Origin of the sequence: Vibrio hepatarius (assembly GCF_011806575.1) — a bacterium.
Classification (GTDB): Bacteria; Pseudomonadota; Gammaproteobacteria; order Enterobacterales; family Vibrionaceae; genus Vibrio; species Vibrio hepatarius_A.
The window spans coordinates 131194-151906 of the sequence record NZ_JAATOO010000008.1 but is presented as its reverse complement, the minus strand read 5'-3'; the positions used below and the strand labels follow the sequence as shown (position 1 = coordinate 151906).

Genomic DNA, 20713 nt, shown 5'->3' with positions numbered 1-20713 from the left:
AGAAGTGATGAGGTTAGCAGCTGCACCAAATTCCAGTCAGGTTGACGAAAGTTACCGCTACTGGCGTCTTCATCTGATGGCAGCCATGTACGTCGGCTATGGTGTTTTCTACTTCACCAGAAAAAGCCTCAGTTTCTCTATGCCAGAAATGTTGTCGAGCCTTGAATTGAGTACCGCTGATTTTGGTGTATTAGGAACGCTTTTTTATATCACATACGGCGCGTCCAAGTTTCTCTCCGGCATGGTGAGTGACCAAGCGAAACCTAGCTACTTTATGGGGCTGGGCTTAATCGCCACCGGCGTGGTCAACATTTTGTTTGGCATGAGCTCATCATTAGCTGCATTTGCAGTGTTGTGGACATTGAACGCATTTTTCCAGGGTTGGGGATGGCCGCCCTGTGCAAAGTTATTAACCAGTTGGTATTCGCGCTCAGAGCGTGGTTTCTGGTGGTCGGTTTGGAACACTTGCCACAACTTAAGCGGCGCACTAATTCCAGTCTCGATTGGACTAATCGCGGTGTCATGGGGCTGGCGTTATGGGTTCATTCTGCCGGGTGTACTGGCGATAGTCGTCGGAACGGTGCTGTGTTTTCGCTTGCAGGATAAGCCACAAACGCTTGGTTTGCCTACTGTCGGCGAATGGCGCAATGATCCGCTCGAGAAGCAACATGAGGCTGAAGGTAAAGGGCTACCGTTTGGTCACATAGTGAGAATGTACGTGCTAGGAAACAAATACATCTGGCTGCTTTGCAGCTCGTATTTGCTGGTTTATGTGGTACGAATTGCACTAAACGATTGGGGGAATTTGTACCTGATCGAACGCCACGGTTACGAGCTTATCACCGCAAATACGGCAGTCTCGATGTTTGAAGTGGGTGGATTTCTTGGCTCGCTGTTTGGTGGATGGGGATCGGATAAATTTTTCCGTGGCAACCGTGCACCAATGAACCTGATTTTTGCACTGGGCATTTTTATTTCAGTCGCCGCGCTATGGCTGACGCCACTTGATAACGTCGTCGTGCTTTCTGGGTGTTTTTTTGCGGTCGGCTTTTTTGTTTTTGGCCCGCAGATGATGATCGGTATGGCAGCCGCGGAGTGCTCGCACAAAGATGCCGCGGGCACCGCAACGGGATTTGTCGGTTTGTTTGCCTACCTTGGCGCCGCCTTAGCGGGCTACCCATTAGCCGTATTGATTGAACAGTTTAGCTGGGAAGGTTTTTTCGGAGTCATTACGCTGTGCTCAGCGTCGATTGGCTTACTGATTCTACCTTTCATCAAAGCACAACAACGAGCAGGGATCGCTGTCACTTAATTATTAAGACTCCTCTCGTTGAGTAACTACTCCAACCCTACACGTTGGAAACAACAAGAGGAAACAACAATGAAAGTTAGAACAAAACGCTCGCTGCTTGCTGCATGCATTCTCGGTTCAGCACTTGCTGCTCCACAAGCGATGGCGGAAGGCAGATTAGTTGTCTACTGTAGCGCGACCAACGCGATGTGTGAGGCGGCAACCAAAGCGTTCTCTGAAAAGTATGACGTTAAGACTTCATTTGTACGTAACGGTTCGGGCAGTACACTGGCTAAAATCGAAGCGGAAAAGAAAAACCCTCGTGCTGACGTGTGGTATGGCGGCACATTAGACCCTCAATCTCAGGCTGGCGAAATGAACTTGTTGCAAGCCTACACCTCTCCTGAACTCGACAACATCATGCCTGACTTCCGCGATCCGGCGAAACGCAAAGGCAACTACTCTTCTGCCGTTTATATGGGCATCTTGGGTTTTGGGGTGAACACTGAACGTCTTGCTGAAAAAGGCGTCGCCATCCCTCGTTGTTGGAGTGACCTAACCAAACCTGAATACGCCGGCGAAATCCAGATTGCTGACCCACAAAGCTCAGGCACGGCATACACCGCACTCGCGACCTTTATCCAGCTGTGGGATGAAGACAAAGCATTTGATTACTTTAAAGCGCTCGATAAGAACGTTTCCCAATACACCAAGTCTGGCGTGACACCTTCTCGCAACTCCGCACGTGGCGAAATCGCGATCGGTATCGGTTTCTTACACGATTATTCGCTAGAACAGTCAAAAGGGGCGCCGTTAGAGCTTATCTCGCCATGCGAAGGTACGGGGTACGAGATTGGTGGTGTGAGCGTGATCGAAGGCGCGCGTAACATCGACAACGCGAAGAAATTCGTCGACTTTGTTCTGTCGAAAGAAGGCCAAGAGACTGCATGGAAAGAAGGTCAATCATTCCAGATCCTGACCAACACCAAAGCAGAGCAATCGCCTAACGCGCTGAATCCAGAAGATCTCACTCTGATTAACTACGACATGGACAAGTACGGTTCATCAGACGAGCGTAAACGCCTAATCAACAAGTGGGTAAACGTCGTCAAAATGGGTCAATAGTCCAACTGGGGCTGCTTCGTCAGCCCCATCTTGTCCACTGTTGGCTTGCCAACACCGCGCAATATTTAGGTGTCTAACATGAACAAACTTGCCGCACATACTCTTCCCAGTACAGCTCAGCGCGACCCGATTTTTTACTGGGTACTAAGCTTGATTGCAGCCTTTGTCCTTTTGCCTTCCTTTGCTCTCGACTGGGGCTTGTTTGAGTCCACCCCAGAAGAGTTTCGCGAAGCGATGGGGTGGAGCAGCATGAACATCTCCTGGCTGTGGTTTACTTTACCTGCCGCGTTATTGATTCGCCCTACCCAAGCACTAGACAAGTACGCCAAAAACCGTCACTACTTTGATATCGGTTATTCGGCTTTCTGCATGTTATTTATCGTCATCTCATCTTGGTACACACAGCAAGGGATGGGTTACGCGACCATTGCGCTGTTTATCGTCTTAGGTGCGGTAATGACACTGGCGTTCTCACGCCTCGAATACTTAGGTGGCGATCGCTTCGTTATCGGCTCGCTTATCGCGATTGTCTTGCTAATCACCACATTTATTATTTATCCGAGCATCGCGATCTTTATCCCGATGTTTAAAGACGAAATGGGTAATTTCGTCGCGTGGCAATTTTTGGAAATCCTTGGCCGTGCGCAAATTATCCAGATCATCATCAACTCCGTATTGCTCGGAACGTCGGTAGGGATAGGCGCCACTTTCTTTGGCTTAATGTTTGCGATCTACACGACTCGAATTGCCAAACGTAGCGCTTTTATCGCCCGCATCTTTTCTATTCTACCGATTGTTACCCCACCATTTGTTGTTGGGTTAGGTGTCACACTGATGCTTGGTCGCTCGGGTTACATTACTGAATTGATGGCGGATTGGTTTGGGCTCACGCAAACCAACTGGCTATACGGCTTTACCGGAATTTGGATGGCGCAAGTACTGGCGTTCGCTCCGATGTCTTTCATGATTCTGGACGGCGCATTAAAGTCCCTCCACCCGTCTTTGGAAGAAGCGTCTTACACTCTACGCGCCAACCGCTATCAGACGTTTTTCAAAATCGTCATGCCATTGCTCAAACCCGCGCTAGCAAATAGCTTCCTGATTATCTTCGTTCAATCACTGGCAGATTTTAGTAACCCGCTGGTATTGGGCGGTAGCTTTGACGTATTAGCAACACAGATTTACTTTTACATTGCTGGTGCACAGCTAGACTATGCCTCTGCCAGTACCTTGGGCGCCGTGTTATTGATCTTCTCACTGGCGATTTTTGTCGTGCAGTATCTGTGGATTGGTAAACGCTCTTACGTCACCATTTCGGGTAAGTCTTACCGTGGCGATGTGCAACCATTACCGAGTTCACTCAAACACGGCGTGTCTGGCCTGCTCTACTTTTGGATCGGCTTTAATATCCTGCTTTACGGCAGCATCATTTACGGTAGTTTCACCGTTAACTGGGGCGTCGACTACAGCCTAACGCTTGCCAACTATATCAACCTATTTGGCATGGGAATGAGTGAAGGCGCTTGGCCATCATTACTCACTACCATTACGTACGCGGGTATCGCCGCACCGTTAACCGCGCTGTTTGGTTTGCTTATCGCTTACATCGTTGTTCGCCAGCAGTTCTACGGTAAAAAAGTGATTGAGTTTGCAACCATGCTTTGTTTTGCCGTTCCTGGCACAGTCGCTGGTGTCTCGTACATTCTGGCATTCAACGACGCGCCTGTTTACTTAACAGGTACCGCGGCAATAGTGGTGATTTCCATGGTGATGCGAAACGTACCAGTGGGTATTCGCTCGGGGGTTGCGGGGTTAGGCCAGCTAGATAAATCCTTGGATGAGGCATCACTGAGCTTGCGTGCTAATTCGCTCAAAACCATCACCCATATATTGCTGCCGCTGCTGCGCCCAGCGATCTTATCGACCTTGGTGTACAGCTTCGTGCGCGCCATGACGACCGTCAGCGCAATCATCTTCCTTGTCACGCCAGAAACACGCGTCGCAACATCTTACATTTTGAACCGCGTGGAAGACGGCGAATACGGTATCGCCATCGCGTACGGCTCAATTCTGATTGTAGTGATGCTCGCGATCATTTTGATATTTGATTTCCTTGTCGGTGAAGCGCGCATTTCGCGTTCCAAAGCCAAAAATGAAGAGTAATTGGAGAAAAATTCATGGCAACTGAAAACTTTGTAGTACTCAAAAACATCTGCAAGCGCTTTGGAGATAAAACCGTTATTGGAAACTTCAATCTCGAGATCAAAAAAGGCAGTTTGGTGACCTTATTAGGGCCTTCTGGGTGCGGAAAAACTACCGTGCTACGTCTGGTCGCAGGACTAGAAAAGCCCACCAGCGGGCAAATATTCATCGACGACGAAGACGTCACCAACACTTCAATTCAAAACCGAGATATCTGTATGGTGTTTCAGTCTTACGCACTGTTCCCGCACATGTCGTTGCATGAGAACGTGGGTTACGGCCTTAAGATGCTTGGCTTAGACAAAGCCGAAATCAAACAACGTGTTGACGACGCGCTGAAACTGGTTGACTTGGAAGGTTTTGGTGAACGTTTCGTCGACCAGATTTCTGGCGGTCAGCAACAGCGTGTCGCATTGGCTCGCGCCTTGGTGCTAAAACCCAAAGTGCTATTGTTTGATGAACCATTGAGTAACCTAGATGCCAACCTGCGCCGAAACATGCGTGAAACTATCCGCGACCTACAGCAGCGCTTTAATATCACCTCTCTCTACGTGACTCACGACCAGTCAGAGGCCTTCGCAGTCTCCGATACCGTAGTCGTCATGAAAGACGGTGATCTGATGCAACAAGGTAGTCCAACCGAGTTATACAAGCACCCAGCGTCGATGTTTATGGCCAACTTCATGGGTGAAGCCAACATGTTTGAAGGTCATTTCGACGGAAATACCATCGATATCCACGGTTATCAAATTCCTGCTGCTCAGGACAATGTTGACGGCATCACTGTTGGTCACTATCAAATCGGGGTTCGCCCAGAAGCGATTCTACTGGCGAAAGAAGGGCAAGTTTGTCAGCAGTGCCAAGTGAAAAGTACCGCTTACATGGGTTCAATGTACGAAGTTGTCGTTGAATGGCAACAGCACGAGTTATTGCTGCAGCTTAACTCTGCTCAGTTCGACCCTAGCTACACGGACCATGCTTACCTCACGATCAACGCCAATGGCGTGTTCTTACTACCGAATCAAGCAGATCAATAAACGTAGAGAAGGAAAAAAGCGCCAGCGACACCATTTGCTGGCGCTTTGCTAATCTAGAACCTTAATTTCTATTATGACTTCACCAGATCCGATCACATACGTTACATCTCTTCCAGCCACTCTTTTTCAAACGTCGCAGTGTTTTTTGTCAACAAAGTAATAATGGGTAAAACAATTGCTAGTAGTAAGTTGACTCAATATAGTTAGCACGCTAACATTTATTTTATGAAACTTGATGATAGCCTAGGATTCCTGCTTAACAAAGCAGCAGGAGAAATGAAATACGCACTTGAGACAGCCCTTCGTCCCTACGATCTGACTCCAGCTCAGTGGTCTGTGTTAGCCCGACTGTCTTATAAAGATAGCCAAACAATAAGTGAGATTGGCTCTTCTTTGTACTTTGATCGCCCTACCATGTCTGGAATTATCCGTAGGCTAGTAGAGAAAAAATTAGTACGTAAACAAAAAGATGTGCGAGACCAGCGTATATCAAGACTATTGATAACCGATTTAGGGAAGCAAGTGTTTGCTGAACTTCCACCGATCGCTCAAGCAATTAACGAACGAGCATTATGCTCTTTCAGCAAAAATGAAGCCGACCTACTAAAGGAATACTTACGAGTGGTACTAAAAAACATGTCGAAATAAATTTACCTAACTAGTTAGCGCGCTAACTATGAACACATGGAGTGTCAGTCATGAAATCTATCTTGAAAGTTATACATTTATTGAGTTTTGCTGTTTTTTTAGGCAGCATTTCAACCTACATTTTTTTCGGCGAGATCATTGCAAAAGATGACCTTGTAGCAATGGGGTTCAATAGAGATTGGGTGTCTACAGGCACCGCATACTTAACGATTGGTTCAATGTGGATAACGGGGATAACAGGCATGCTCATGAGTGGCGTCCCTAAGAAACGTTGGTTGTGGGCTAAAGTTTTTGGTTTTATCCTCATTGTGCTTAATACTTACATTTTTATTTACCCTGCCATTGTTTTATCTCGCACTGCTCTCAACGATAATTCCGAACTATTTCAATCCGCTATGTTACAAGAGGCGATTTTTGGTGCGGTAAACCTACTGCTAATTATCATTCTCGTTGCGGTTGCAACACTCAAACCTAAATTGCGTAGATAAACGTAACTTGTAACGCTGAAGGCGAAAAAGCGAGCTTCTCAGCTCGACCCTAGCGACACGGACCATGCTTACCTCACAATCAACGCAAATGGCGTGTTCTTACTGCCAAACCAAGCCGACTAATCAATACGGTTGACTACATAGCGCCAGCGACACCATTCGCTGGCGCTTTTTTATACTCAACGGCCTATTACCAACTCAAAACGAAACTCTATCTAATCACCAAGCAGTTTTACTTCCACGGTGTGATCCAATTCAAATGTGACCAAATTGTTGCCACCCATAATCGCTGTTGCTGTCAGCGAGCTCATTTTAATTTCACATTTATTGGAACAAGACATGAAGACTAATTACATCAAACCCATCACTCTTACGCTTGCACTCTCATTGCTGGGCGTTTCTCAACAAGCGTTAGCCGAGATTCGTAACGTCACTCTTCTGCACACCAACGATATTGAAAGCGTGTACGAACCTGTAGACGCGTTTTGGAACCCTGATATTAGCCGTATCGGTGGGATTCCTTACTTGGCTACCTTGATCAAACAGACCCGAGCAAACGAAGACACCAGTTTCTTGTTCGATGCTGGCGATATCTTTACAGGCTCTTTAGCAAAGAAAACCCAAGGTAAACTCTCTTTCGACCTATATGGCGCGATGGGCTATGACGCCATTACACTGGGCAACCATGAATTTGAATACGGTTGGAAAACCCTCAAAGAAAACATGCCTCGCGCCGCTTACCCTGTACTGAACGCCAACATCAAATTTAAGAAAAATGACGCGCCATTTGCTCAGCCGTACACCATAGTTGAACGTGATGGCATTCGAGTTGGTGTGATTGGCGTTATGGGCATCGACGCGTTTTACAACACCATGTGGAAAGGCAATCGACAAGGCCTAACCATTGACGATCCAATTAAAACCACGCAATTTTGGGTAGATAAAATTCGCGATGACGTCGATATGGTTGTCGTGTTGACCCACCAAAACAAAACAGCCCCAATGCAAACCGACAAAGAAGCCGATCCAGAAGTTCAACGCGGTTTTGACGAAGACTACGAAATGGCGGGCAAACTCAAAGGCGTGGACGTAATTTTTGGTGGTCACTCTGACCACGGTTTATGGAAGCCAGTGGTGCACCCAAAAACAGGTACTGTGATCGGATTAACTTTCGGTCAGGGCAAATACCTTGGATACACCAAGTTTGCCGTCGATACCGACAAGCACAACGTCAAACTATTGGAAGGTAAACTTATCCCTGTCGAATCAGATAAACTCGAACGAGATAAAAAAAACAGTCAGTTGATTAGCTCTGCTCGTGAACAGTTCCCAGAACTGAATCAGCAACTGGCGACCCTCGATCAAACTGCGTATCGTCGCTATTACCGCGAATCAAACGTTGGTAACTTGGTAGCGGATATGATGCGTGAAAAAGCAGACGCCGATATCAGTATGATCAGTTCAGGTAGTATCCGCGTTGACCTGAACAAAGGTCCAGTCACAATGGAAAATGTCATGGACTTGTTCCCATTTACCGATAAGCTTTCTTTGGTTGAGTTAAACGGTAAGCAAGTCAAAGAGTTGCTGGAGTACAGCTACACACTACCGTATGGTTTGGCCCAGTTCTCTGGTATTGAAGCGAAATACGACAGCAAAAAGCCAGAAGGCAAGCGTCTCTTAAGTCTTAACATTAACGGGGAACCAGTGAAACTGGAGAAAACCTACAAAGTCGCTACCTATTCTTATGCCGCGAGCGGTGGTGATGGCTACCACGTGTTTGAACAAGGCAAGCTGCTGTCTCAAGGCGATTCGGTAACCAATGTGTTGATTGAGCAGTTTACCGCTAGACAGAAAGTGACGGTGCCGGTACTTGGCCGTCAAGTCGATGTAGCTGAGCAGTAATCAGCACTTACTAAGGAAGAGTATACGCCTATGGCATTTAGACAAGAATACAACTGCTGCAAAACGTATGGCTGCCCAAATTGCGGTAACCCAGACCTTGCCCTGTATTCTCGTTCTAATCGCTTAGGCTACGAGGCATGGCACTGCGACCAATGCGGTGCCTACCCTCCCGTGTTACTCAATCAACCTATCCTCGCCTTGGCACAGCAAATCCAAACGCATCGCCACCACAATAGCGTGTTTCCACAATGTCGCTGCGCCAATCCCAAAATCCATAGGTTTGGTTTTACCCGCCAAGGTAGCCAACGAATCAAGTGCTCTTGCTGTGGCGTGGTTAACGCGTTGCCTAATGTCCAAACTCTCGTTAGAAAACTCCAGCCCATACTCGACGTATTAATCAGCGGAGTGCCACCAAGTCAGTTGCAAAAAGCCTGCAAACTTCCCAACAAAACTTTTGCGCAGAACATGTCGCTGATGTGCGAGCTACTCAATCACGCAAGTCGTATGTGCGAAAAACACTTATCTATTGTCGGAGTTCAAACGCAAACCAGCGTTCACTCTTGTCGATCTGGGTTTCTTCACCAGAACCATAAACAAAGTGCAGCCCACTTATGGACGGTGTCGAGCGCAGATGCACATTCTGGCTATATCTTACTCATCAACGACAACGCGTTATTTGATACGGGGTCTCTCAACTCACACATGCTTGAAAAAAGCCGTTATCAGTTGGATGAACACGAGGAACAACAAATCAACCAAGACGTGTTGGTAAACGCCGAAAGTACGTATAACAAGATTCTTGCTCGTAGCCAGTTTGACCAAATTGCCTATTCCACCCAAGCGCACGCCCAGTGTAAAGATGCGGCTATTTTAAGACCGGTGTACGCGGCGCACGCTCATTTCCAAAACCTCAAAGCGCTGCTGGCGCCTTCGCTTCCACACTATATTTTGCTGGAGCATGAGAGCTTTCTACGAGGCGCTGCCATTACCGCGTTCGACCGCGCGGTTCGCAGAGGTGGGCTTGACCTCTATTATCACCATTTATCACGCATCTCCGCTGATGCTCGTTGCGATACTTCCACCAGAGTGATGAGTTGGTGGAACGAAAAATGGCACCGAATCCAAGTCAGCAACGAATCAGGGCAATGGCAAATCGGCGTTTGTGGACTGACGGCTAACAAAAGAAATTTGACCAGTTTGTTCCCAAGTCATCCGGATTGGAACGGTGAGTTCTGGCGTGGATTCAATGACTGGATGGGCGAGAAATATCCTCAGCGAATCAGTATTCAACGCTTTAAGCAGTGGCAGGCCATTTACCGTTTTCTTTTTAACGTCGTCTTTGATGATAGAGCAAACATCAGCCAAGATGGCTTGAATCCAAGCAATATTGAACAGTTAGTTCACGCCATGATTAATCAACGCTACTTTCAGCGCTGAAGGCAAAAAAGCGAGCTTCTCAGCTCGCTTTATCGTTTGGGTTCACTCAAAATTTACAGCGTAATTTTCTTCACCATACCCGCTTCAGCGTGCCCTGGGATGTTGCATGCAAATTCGATGTTGTTGTCACCACTGAAATGCCAAAGCAGTTGCTTCGCTTTACTTGGCTGTACCGTTACCGTGCTGCCCGTGTCATGCGCATGGTTGCCCATCTTCTTCATCATTTCACGGTGTTTGAGCTGTTCAGCCGCAGAACCAATCGAGAATTCGTGGTCGATTTTGCCTGTGTTCATCACCACAAACTGCACAACGTCGTTTGGCTGAATCTCAACGTCTTTCTTAAACGTGATTTTCATATCGTCACTTAGCATCACGTGTACCACGACATCTGGTTTCGCACCTTTTGCAGGCATACCCACTTCAGACATACCGTCCATATTCATCATGCCTGAGTGGTCCATTTTGCCGTCTTGCATCTGCATCGCACTATGATCCATTTTCATAGAGCCTTGCTTCATGTTTGAATGATCCATATTTGACATGTCCATACCGTCTGCTAGAGCGCTGGCACTTAACATCGTCATTGCTAGGGTAATCAGTGTCTTTTTCATTGTGTTTCCTTTTGGTGTCATTCAAATCAGTGTGCAAGGATTTTCCCAAATCGCATTGCACACCTCATTGAACAGAGTTAATCGAATTCGTTACTTAACTTCGCGTTGTTTCCAGAGTTTAAAAATCGCCGGTAATACCAGCAGTGTGAGCAACAGTGCAGACGCCATGCCGCCAATCATCGGAGCAGCAATGCGCTGCATGACTTGTGAACCTGTTCCTGAGCCATACATGATTGGTATAAGACCAATGATGACTGTCAGCACCGTCATCATTACTGGACGAACCCTTAAACCCGCGCCTTCTTGAATCGCTTTCGTGAGGTCATCTCTATCCAGTTGCTTGTTTTGCTCTTGAGCATCGAGCTTCTTGTGATGCCAAGCTTGGTTAAGGTAGACCAACATGATGACGCCTATCTCGACCGCGACCCCGGCGAGCGCGATAAAGCCCACCCCGACTGCAATAGAGAAGTTGTAACCGAGGTAGTGCATCAGCCATAAGCCGCCAACCATCGCTAGCGGCAGAGTCGCCATGATGATCAACACTTCGCCGATGCGGCGGAAGCTGAAGTAAAGCAGCAGCATGATGATGACGAGGGTAATCGGCACCACGACGCTCAAACGCTCTTTAGCGCGTTGCATGTACTCATACTGACCTGACCATGTCAGCGCGTAGCCCGCGGGCATCACTAGTTGTTCTGCGACCACTTGCTGCGCTTCAGCAACATACGAACCCAAGTCTCGACCGTCGATATCGACAAATACCCAACCGTTTGGACGCGCGTTCTCGGTCTTGATCATCGGTGGACCGTCTTCATAGCGAATGTCGGCAACATCCGCGAGCGCAATACGCGCACCGTTTGGTGTCACCAAGGGTAGGTTCTGCAACTTCACCACAGAATCACGATAGCTTTGCGGGTAACGAACGTTGATCGGGTAACGTTCCAAACCTTCGATGGTTTCACCCACGTTCATACCACCGACAGCGGTCGAAATGACTTGCTGCACATCTTTGATATTCAAACCATATCGAGCAGCAGCGCGGCGTTTAATATCGATCGTGACATAGCGACCGCCAGCGACACGTTCGGCGTAAACCGACGCTGTACCTTGCAGTTGACTCAAAATTGGCTCTAATTGCGCACCGATTTTTTCTATCTCTTTCAGATCAGGACCAGAGATCTTGATACCGATAGGGGTTTTAATCCCCGTCGCTAGCATATCGATACGTGTTTTAATTGGCATAACCCAAGCATTGGTTAAACCCGGGAACTGCACCAAATCATCAAACTCTTTGCGCAGCGATTCAGTGGTGACCCCTTCGCGCCATTCCGAGCGCGGTCTCAACTGAATAACGGTTTCAATCATGGTTAGCGGCGCTGGGTCGGTCGCAGTTTCAGCTCGGCCAATCTTGCCCCACACCGTTTTCACTTCCGGTACGGTTTTGATCAGCTTATTGGTTTGTTGAAGAACCTCACGGGCTTTACCGATCGAAATACCTGGGTAAGTGGTCGGCATGTACATGAGATCGCCTTCATCCAACGGCGGGATAAACTCGCTGCCCAATTGGCTGGTCGGATAGTACGCCGATGCCATCAAACCAATCGCCAGAACGATCATGCTCTTTGGATACTTGAGACTGATATTGAGCAGCGGTTTGTACAACGCGACCAAACTCTTATTGATTGGGTTTTTATGTTCAGGCAACACTTTACCGCGGATAAAGTAGCCCATCAGCACAGGGACTAACGTGATTGCTAAGCCCGCCGATGCTGCCATCGCGTAAGTTTTGGTAAACGCCAGTGGCGAGAACATTTTGCCCTCTTGTCCTTCAAGGGCGAACACTGGGACGAAGCTCAAGGTAATGATAAGTAGCGAGAAAAACAGCGGTGCACCCACTTCTTCAGCGGCTTTTCCGATCACTTGCCAACGGTTTTTGTCGGTGAGTGGCGTCCGCTCTATGTGTTTGTGGACGTTTTCTATCATCACGATCGCCCCATCCACCATGGCACCAATCGCGATGGCGATACCGCCGAGTGACATGATGTTGGCGTTGATGCCCTGCGAGTGCATAACGATAAAAGCGGAAAGAATACCGACGGGTAAGCTCAGAGCAATCACCAGTGACGAACGAATGTGGAACAAGAACAGCGCACACACGATCGCAACGACGATGAACTCTTCGGCGAGTTTCTTCCATAGGTTTTCTACCGCAGCGTCAATCAACGTCGAGCGGTCGTAGGTAGCGACGATTTCCACACCTTCCGGTAAGCCGCGTTGTAGGTCCGCAAGCTTATCTTTGACTTGAGAAATCACCTGACTGGCATTTTCACCGTAGCGCATCACGATCACTCCGCCAACAGCTTCACCTTCACCGTTGAATTCAGAAATGCCACGACGCATCTGCGGACCTAGGTTGATGTCAGCAATATCCCCCAATAACAGCGGCGTGCCTTTTTCGGTCACTTTGAGTGGCAGCGATTGGATATCTTCAATACTCGACAGGTAACCCGTCGTACGCACCATGTGTTCCGCTTCCGCGACTTCAACGACCGATGCCCCCGTTTCTTGGTTACCGTTTTGAATCGCCATATTTACTTGTTGCAACGTCAGGTTGTAAGCACGCAGCTTGGCGGGGTCGATTTGCACTTGGTACTGCTTGACCATACCGCCGACAGTCGCGACTTCTGATACGCCATCTACGGTTTGCAGTTCATATTTGAGGAACCAGTCTTGCAGACTTCGTAACTCTGCCAAATCGTGTTTGCCTGTTTTGTCTTGCAACACGTAGCTGTACACCCAGCCCACACCTGTTGCATCAGGCCCTAGCGTCGGTTTTGCGTTCGGCGGCAACTTAGGCGCGACTTGGCTCAAGTACTCCAACACCCTCGAACGAGCCCAGTACATGTCGGTATCGTCGTTAAAAATGATGTATACGTACGAATCACCGAAGAACGAGTAACCACGCACGGTTTCTGCACCCGGTACCGCTAACATCGCAGTAGTCAGCGGATAAGTCACCTGATCTTCAACTACTTGCGGCGCTTGGCCCGGGTAGCTGGTTTTAATGATCACCTGAACGTCAGACAAGTCTGGAATGGCGTCAACTGGTGTGTTTTTTACACTGTAAAGACCGCCAAGAACCAGCGCCAACGTCGCGAGGAGAACGATGAATCGATTGCCAATCGACCAACGAATAATTGCACCGATCATAATTAGCCCTCTATCGCTTCAAGTTTCTTAAGTTGATAGTCAGAACCTCGTTTCTCGACTAGAAACCGAACCTTCTGACCCTCCTCAAAACCTGATAGATCCACATCCTCACCCACAGAAAAGTTCATTTCTCCTGCTTCCCAGCTCCACTCAGCTACCGGCAGGTGATTTAAGGTCAGCATGCCAAAGTCCGCCATCAACATAGAGATATCGCCAGTCAACCAAACTTCAGACGCCAATACGCTGTCGTCCGCTTTGAAATCGACGATTTCATACTGACCTTGGGCATTTTTCTGCATTTCGAACTCAATCGCTTGTCCCTTTTGTAAGGCGCTAATATCAACACCGTCAGCAAAGGTGAAGTTCATTGTCATTCCCGGCCAATCCCATTCTGGAACAGGTTGATGACTGATAGTCACCATTCGATGGTCTTGCATCAGGTCGGTGATCTCCCCTTTAGCCCACGCAGTTTCTTGCGCCTCTGAGACACCGTTAATTCGCGACAAGTCCGCGGTTTGGCTCGATTCAGAATCCAGCATGAAGTGTGCTGACGTCACCACTTGGTCATTTTCATTAAGCCCGTTAAGCACTTCGATACGCTCACCCGCTTCACGTCCAACATCGATACGAGCTGAGCGATATTTGCCCTCACCTTCTGCCAACACAACGCGCGTCATACCACCAGAGCGAATCACGGCAGAACGCGGAATGGTTAACACCGCATCTTCGCTAACGGGTTGCAACGCGATATTGGCAAACATATTTGGCTTTAGTTCACCATTTGGGTTCGGGAACTTAAGGCGTACGCGTAATGTGCGGGTTTTCGGGTCGAGGATCGGGTAGACATAATCCACCACGCCTTGCCACTCGCTACCCGGTATCGCGTCGAGGGTCATGGTCGCTTTGCTGCCAGACGAAATCCAATGGGTCTGGCGCTCAAACACCTCCGCATCAACCCAGACATTATCAAGCGGGCCAGCACTGATCACCGCTTGTGCTGGAGACAGATATCCTCCTTCGCGAATGTTGAGGCTGGCGATCACGCCGTCTGCTGGTGCTTTGATTTCTATCGTCTGCGACGCTTTACCACGACGTTTGATCGCATTGATTTGCGCTCTGTCAACGCCCAATGTCACCAGTCGTTCGGTCGCTCCTTTCACTAAACCGCTACGACCAGTGCGGTACGCATTGATTAACTCTTCCTGCGCTTTGACTAACTCAGGCGAATAGAGGCTAAATAGCACATCCCCTTGATTGACCTTCTCGCCCACCGCGTTGATGTAGAGTTTTTCCACCCAGCCTGCGACGCGAACGTTGGTCTGCCATAAGTAGCTTTCATCAAAGGCAATGTAGCCAACAGTTTCGATTCGTGGAGACAACTGCTCAGTTGTAGCACGTTCCACCTTCACGCCGAGGTTGTTTTCAACCGATGGGTCAATGGTGACTGTTCCTGGCTGGTCATTTTCACCACTGAAGTCTTCGGCATACACCGGAATCAAATCCATTCCCATCGGTGATTTTCCTGGCTTGTCACGCTTGTAGTTAGGGTCCATCGGCGCAACCCAATACAAGGGTTCATTGCTGCTGGCTTGCGCCGTACTTGCCATCGCGTCCATACCTTGCGCCGCACCAGGCAGCAAATAATTCGCACTAAACCCTAAAGCACCGCCAACCAACAAAGCGACGGATGCAACTTGTAATGTTTTCATTTTTCTTACCTTATTATTCTTCAATGTCGTCGAGTTGAGGTTTGTCTACTTGATAGTCAAACCCTCCCAGCAGCGCCGCTAAGTTACTGTTAACTATGTTTAAATCGGTCGTGAGACGTTGCTGTTCGAGCTGAATCGCGAGCTCATCCGTGGTGGCAGTGATCACATCATTAAACTGGGCGGTATTGTTTTGATACCCTCGTTCTACCGCTTTAATTCGCGCTGAAGCTTGGGGTAATAAGGTCGATTGATAACGTTCAAGTCGCTGCTCTAGGTTGCTTCGGTCGACTAACAACGCGTTCACTTTGGCGTTCATTTGCGCCAATAGCGTATCTTTTTGAGACTTGGCTGCGCCTACTTGGTATTGCGCTGACGCTAAGTTTTTGTCTTGGCGGTTACCTGTAAACAAAGGAATGTCCATGGTCAGGTAAGCGCTCACCAAATCGGATGCTGGTTCACCTCGCATGTTTTCCGCTTGGCGATAGGCGTACATGACTTCCACGCCAAACTGGGGGCTGTAAGATTCCTCTGCCAGCTCTACTTGGGTTTGATTGGCTGAAATACTGACATCCGCCATTTTGACCATCGGATGCTGGAGCAATTGCTGGTAATGCTTGGTGGTATCGGTATTGACGAGCTGATCAAGCGAGCTCCAATCCAACTGGTTGATCGCTCGAACTGACTGATTAGCGTTCAACCAGTCAGAGCCTAACCACTCAGAAAGTTGGGTAATAATACGACGCTGCATCTGAGCATTGGCCTGCAGTTTTTCATCCAGTTTGGTCACTTGCAGTTGCGCATTCAGCAGATCTTGCGCTTCGCTTTTACCAATCGAGTAATTGGTTTGAATGAAGCGCTCCATTTCTCTCATCAAGGTGCGATTTTGCTGCAATATCGTTTGTGCGGTTTGCTGATAACCAAGTTCCAACCAAAGCTGAGTGATGTTATTGGCCACTTCACGCTCTCGGGTCTCAACTTGAAAAGCGGCGCCATCGGCCTGTTGATTGGCTTTCTTCTGTTGCAAGTCCAAGCTAGAACCGCGTTCAAACTGCTGCATCAAACCCACCGAAATATTGGTCATTGGGTCTTCATCAAACTCAAAGCTATCGACAGGCAGTCCGCCAAATCCGACCTTAAGTTTCGGGTCCATGAGCGTGGCGCTGGCAACGCCGGTTTCGCGCATTGCTTGTGACTGCGCAAAGTACTGTTTTCGGCTGCTGTCTTGTGTCAGCGCGTGTTCAATTAATTGGTTGAGTTGCGTTGTGGCATTAGTAACCTCAGCCACTGACCTCACCTTGGTTTCGGCGCTCACCGAAACCGACGGATACAGCACCACGGCGATACTGGCTGCCACGGCGACTAATCGTGTGTCTATATTCACAATCTTTATCCATTCTGGGCGTCAAAAGACGCGTAGATCGATCCCTCACTACGCAGCGTTACGCTGACTAACGTGAAAGGCGTTAAACATCAGATAAGGATTTAGATGGAAGGCGGGCGCAGTATGCTTTGCGAGCGGGTGACTTTGTCACCGATAATGATTGGAGAATGAAGTGCGAGCGAGAAGGTGTAATCTCGCGAGACTTGAGAAACTTGCAGTGGGAAACAGACACTAGAACAGACCGACGAACAACAGTTGTAAGCATCATCCATCAGTGTTGCGCAATGCGAGCTCGTTTCAGGGGAAGACGTTTCTGCGTGCTGAGCATGGTCAAGACTGGCTACGACTGTGTCACAACCAGCCATATTGGTGTTTGACTGCATAGCGTTATGATTGAGGTTTGCTGATGGACTTATCATATTCGCCATCATGACAGGTGCGCTCGAAACATAGCTAGACATCAACATTGCAAGAATGCTGAGTATCGTAATCCATGTTGTTCGAAACGTGTTGGTCATCACGCACCTATATATCAAAACGTACTTTATTAAAATGCACTAGTAACAAAACCCAAGTATCTTAAAGCTTACCTTAGGGGCAAGGTCAACGTTGTTTTTGAGTTTAATTAGTACATATCCAGTGGCTATAGCAATAATGTGAGCAAGTTTTCAGTACGTGAAGACAAAAAAGGTGGGCTTATGCCCACCTGTACTTATCACTTAGCTCGTTAAATCTTAACCAACATCTTACCTTTGTTTTTGCCTTCAAATAGACCGATAAATGCTTCAGCTGCGTTTTCAAGGCCTTCATATACAGTCTCTTCAGACTTCACTTTGCCTTCTTTAATCCATTGGCCCATTTGTTCAACAAACTCGCCATAGTGCTCCCAGTAATCCATCACGATAAAGCCTTGCATTGTCAGCTTCTTAGTGTTGATTTGCAGTAAGTTGCTAGGACCAGGTTGTGGAACATCGGCATTGTAGTCAGCAATCATGCCGCAAACTGGGATACGACCATATGGGTTGATCACTTCCAGCGCCGCTTGTAGGTGCGCACCGCCCACGTTTTCAAAGTAAACATCAATGCCTTCTGGTGCAGCTTCACGTAGCGCTTGAGTCAGATCATCCACTTTCTTGTAGTTAATCACAGCGTCAACGCCCATCGCTTTGACCATCTCCGCTTTCTCATCAGAGCCTACGGAGCCGATGACTTTACAGCCGTATTGTTTGGCGATTTGGCAAACTACACTACCTACCGCACCGGATGCCGCTGATACAAATACAGTATCGGTTGGTTTAAGCTGCGCCACTTTAAACAGACCAACCCAACCAGTAAGACCTGGCATACCAATAACACCAAGGAAGTGTTGATCAGGGAGTTCAACCGAAGGAAGTAATGTCAGATCGTTACCATCGCTGACAAAGGTTGTGCGCCAGCCACTGAGATTGCTTACTTTCGCACCGACAGGGAAATCTGCATTTTTAGACTCAATCACTTCACCAACGGCACCGCCTTCCAGTACTTCGTCAATCTCGAATGGCGCGATGTATGAGTCACTAACCACCATACGACCGCGCATATATGGGTCTACCGACATCCAAGTGTTTCTGACCAGTACTTCACCGTCTTGGATTGCAGGGAGTTCAACTTCAACAAGTTTAAAGTTTTCTTGTGTTGGCATGCCGCTTGGGCGAGACACTAGGTGGATTTGTTGGCTGTTCATTTTGCTCTCTCTTTAGTTTTGTTTCACGAGATACGCCGCCATGAAACTGACTGGATGTATCACGAAATATCGCGTTGCTTGGCTAACAAATACTTTGCGCACAAACAATTTGCAATTAAGTTAACTTGAGTCAGAGGAGAAAGCAATACCTTTGCTCAAAAATAATTTGCACGCAAAATATTTTAAATTACGTAGAATTTGTTATCATGTTGCCCTTGCTCAATTATGGACTCACTCATGGCCGATAAATTATCCGACAACGTCTGCTTTGCGTTGTACACAGCGACTAACTCGTTAGTACGCGCATTTCGCCCGTTACTTGATGAATACGACCTGACTTATCCTCAGTACGTTGTGATGCACTCTCTGTGGTGTAAAAACGATGTGAGTCTCAAAGAGCTTTCTCAAGATACCCACTTAGATCCAGGCACATTGACACCTATCGTTAAGCGTTTGGAATCCAAAGGGCTATTGACGCGAAAAGTTTCAGAGTTAGATGAGCGCAAGAAAGTGATTTCCTTGACGCCAAAAGGCAGCCAGTTGCAGGAAGAAGCACAAGAGCTGACCGCGAAACTGGAGTCTCGCTCGAGTATGGCGGCGGAGAGTATTGAAGCGCTGCGAGTGTTGTGTCTTGAACTGGACACCAACCTGCGTAAAAGCGATTAAGATTGGCGCTAAATCATCCGTCGTCACTCTGTTTTGAACAAACTGACTGACGACGGAAAACGGGCGAGGCAGCGATTAATCGAATAGTTCAATCACTAGCTTGTTGTCTTTGATAACCAGATTTGGACTTGCCGACTTGAGCAATACCGCCTGAACTTTATCGCTTTCCAGCTTATACACTGGCTGGTTTGATAATGCGTAGCCTATCATCGATACCGCTGGCTTGAGCAGCTTACTGACTTCTGGCGTCAGTCGTTTGCTTTTCTCTTCAAATCGCTCTAAACGCAGCGATTGCAAAAAGACCTCACCAGTATCTTGGTCATATTTAGGTATGGCACTGAACTCTAGGTCAAGGTCCAACCCCATATCTTGCTGACTTAAAAACTGTATGTTTGCGGTAGTATTGGCGAATACGGAAATACGATCAGCATCTGCACGACCAATCTTCACCTCAAGATCGTCCACCGAAACTTGAGCATACATAACGTTTTGAACACCAACAGACTGATTAATCTTCGCTTTGTCCTGTAAGTATTGATTCATATCCTGTTCGGTGATGCTATAGCTCGCACAACCGTTAACGACAAATATTGTGGCGGTTACGGCTAGGATTTTGGCAATTTTATTTATCATCAATTGTTAGCTCTTATTCGTTTACTGCAAACAGTGAATTCTATTACTCATCAAATCGATAGCAATAGAGCAATAATTCCAATTCATCGGACAAATTATTAATACTTCACTACGCTCTTCCCTCAATACAATAGTGAAACCCAGAATGTGTCAAGTTTGACGGGAATCTGGATATCATTACTGACACAAATATTGCTTTCGTCCAATCAACGTAACGATAGTGCGCTGCCTCAATGGCTTACATTTCCAACTATGTGCTATGGTTTAGCTTAATAAAACACGCACAAAAGGTAGCTGTTTATGCTCGTAACTTTCCGTACCAAAGCTTATGCCAACGTCACTATGTTTGGTAACGTCGCCCTCGAGATGATCAAAATGATGGGGCACAGTGAAACCGTTCCCGGCGCAATTACGGCCGAGAATGTGCCAACAGCACTTGAACAATTTAAAGCGGCGGTAGCGATCGAAAAAAACAAACCAGACCCTGAAGAAGTAGAAGATGACGAAGAAGATGCCGAGCCACAAGTAAGCATTGCAACTCGGGCGCTTCCGCTACTCGAACTCTTGACCGCAGCGGCAAAAGACGACTGCGACGTTATGTGGGACAAAGAATAAGCCGCAACGCGCCCGAAATAGCACCGCCATTTCGG

General features: G+C 47.8%; 17 protein-coding genes. 10 read left to right on the top strand and 7 right to left on the bottom strand.

Annotated elements, in window-relative coordinates; genetic code table 11:
- The first annotated feature begins 7 nt into the window (after positions 1-7).
- The 8 genes from uhpC (at position 8) to HCZ42_RS08520 (ending at position 10130) form a co-directional block, all read left to right on the top strand.
- Complete coding sequence (gene uhpC / locus HCZ42_RS08555; RefSeq protein ID WP_167420293.1) at positions 8-1312, top strand: MFS transporter family glucose-6-phosphate receptor UhpC; 1305 nt, start codon at positions 8-10, stop codon at positions 1310-1312.
- 69 nt (positions 1313-1381) lie between these two features.
- Positions 1382-2416, top strand: coding sequence for an ABC transporter substrate-binding protein (locus HCZ42_RS08550; protein WP_053409146.1), 1035 nt, complete (start codon positions 1382-1384; stop codon positions 2414-2416).
- A 78-nt stretch (positions 2417-2494) separates the two neighbouring features.
- Positions 2495-4579 carry an ABC transporter permease gene (locus HCZ42_RS08545; RefSeq protein WP_167420292.1) on the top strand — a complete coding sequence of 695 codons (2085 nt, stop codon included), beginning with the start codon at positions 2495-2497 and terminating at the stop codon, positions 4577-4579.
- 14 nt (positions 4580-4593) lie between these two features.
- Complete coding sequence (fbpC, locus tag HCZ42_RS08540; RefSeq protein ID WP_167420291.1) at positions 4594-5655, top strand: ferric ABC transporter ATP-binding protein; 1062 nt, start codon at positions 4594-4596, stop codon at positions 5653-5655.
- A gap of 225 nt (positions 5656-5880) precedes the next feature.
- The gene (locus HCZ42_RS08535; protein ID WP_167420290.1) at positions 5881-6303 is read left to right on the top strand and encodes a MarR family winged helix-turn-helix transcriptional regulator; all 423 of its coding nucleotides are present in this window, start codon (positions 5881-5883) and stop codon (positions 6301-6303) included.
- Positions 6304-6353: 50 nt separating this feature from the next.
- Positions 6354-6791, top strand: coding sequence for a hypothetical protein (locus tag HCZ42_RS08530; RefSeq protein ID WP_167420289.1), 438 nt, complete (start codon positions 6354-6356; stop codon positions 6789-6791).
- Between the two features lie 339 nt (positions 6792-7130).
- Complete coding sequence (locus HCZ42_RS08525; RefSeq protein ID WP_167420288.1) at positions 7131-8693, top strand: bifunctional metallophosphatase/5'-nucleotidase; 1563 nt, start codon at positions 7131-7133, stop codon at positions 8691-8693.
- A 30-nt stretch (positions 8694-8723) separates the two neighbouring features.
- Positions 8724-10130, top strand: coding sequence for a hypothetical protein (locus tag HCZ42_RS08520; protein ID WP_167420287.1), 1407 nt, complete (start codon positions 8724-8726; stop codon positions 10128-10130).
- 53 nt (positions 10131-10183) lie between these two features.
- Here HCZ42_RS08520 and copI read toward each other — a convergent pair whose 3' ends face one another.
- The 6 genes from copI to HCZ42_RS08490 all read right to left on the bottom strand — a co-directional run bounded on the left by copI (position 10184) and on the right by HCZ42_RS08490 (position 18764).
- Positions 10184-10741 carry a copper-resistant cuproprotein CopI gene (gene copI, locus HCZ42_RS08515; RefSeq protein ID WP_167420286.1) on the bottom strand — a complete coding sequence of 186 codons (558 nt, stop codon included), beginning with the start codon at positions 10739-10741 and terminating at the stop codon, positions 10184-10186.
- A gap of 90 nt (positions 10742-10831) precedes the next feature.
- Positions 10832-13951: an efflux RND transporter permease subunit gene (locus tag HCZ42_RS08510; RefSeq protein WP_167420285.1), complete on the bottom strand. Its 3120-nt coding sequence runs from the start codon at positions 13949-13951 to the stop codon at positions 10832-10834.
- A 2-nt stretch (positions 13952-13953) separates the two neighbouring features.
- Positions 13954-15660: an efflux RND transporter periplasmic adaptor subunit gene (locus HCZ42_RS08505; protein WP_167420284.1), complete on the bottom strand. Its 1707-nt coding sequence runs from the start codon at positions 15658-15660 to the stop codon at positions 13954-13956.
- Positions 15661-15673: 13 nt separating this feature from the next.
- Positions 15674-16972, bottom strand: coding sequence for a TolC family protein (locus HCZ42_RS08500; RefSeq protein ID WP_439848992.1), 1299 nt, complete (start codon positions 16970-16972; stop codon positions 15674-15676).
- 170 nt (positions 16973-17142) lie between these two features.
- Complete coding sequence (locus tag HCZ42_RS08495; protein ID WP_167420283.1) at positions 17143-17559, bottom strand: hypothetical protein; 417 nt, start codon at positions 17557-17559, stop codon at positions 17143-17145.
- A gap of 209 nt (positions 17560-17768) precedes the next feature.
- Positions 17769-18764, bottom strand: a complete 996-nt coding sequence (locus tag HCZ42_RS08490; protein WP_167420282.1) for an NADP-dependent oxidoreductase — start codon at positions 18762-18764, stop codon at positions 17769-17771.
- A 237-nt stretch (positions 18765-19001) separates the two neighbouring features.
- On the opposite strand from HCZ42_RS08490, the gene HCZ42_RS08485 reads away from it, so the two are divergent.
- Complete coding sequence (locus tag HCZ42_RS08485) at positions 19002-19430, top strand: MarR family winged helix-turn-helix transcriptional regulator (protein WP_167420281.1); 429 nt, start codon at positions 19002-19004, stop codon at positions 19428-19430.
- A 75-nt stretch (positions 19431-19505) separates the two neighbouring features.
- Here HCZ42_RS08485 and HCZ42_RS08480 read toward each other — a convergent pair whose 3' ends face one another.
- Complete coding sequence (locus tag HCZ42_RS08480) at positions 19506-20063, bottom strand: DUF1439 domain-containing protein (RefSeq protein ID WP_167420280.1); 558 nt, start codon at positions 20061-20063, stop codon at positions 19506-19508.
- A 300-nt stretch (positions 20064-20363) separates the two neighbouring features.
- Between HCZ42_RS08480 and HCZ42_RS08475 the strand changes: the two genes are divergently transcribed.
- A complete protein-coding gene (locus HCZ42_RS08475; RefSeq protein WP_167420279.1) occupies positions 20364-20678 on the top strand; it encodes a DUF1840 domain-containing protein in 315 nt (104 codons plus the stop codon).
- Positions 20679-20713 lie beyond the last annotated feature (35 nt).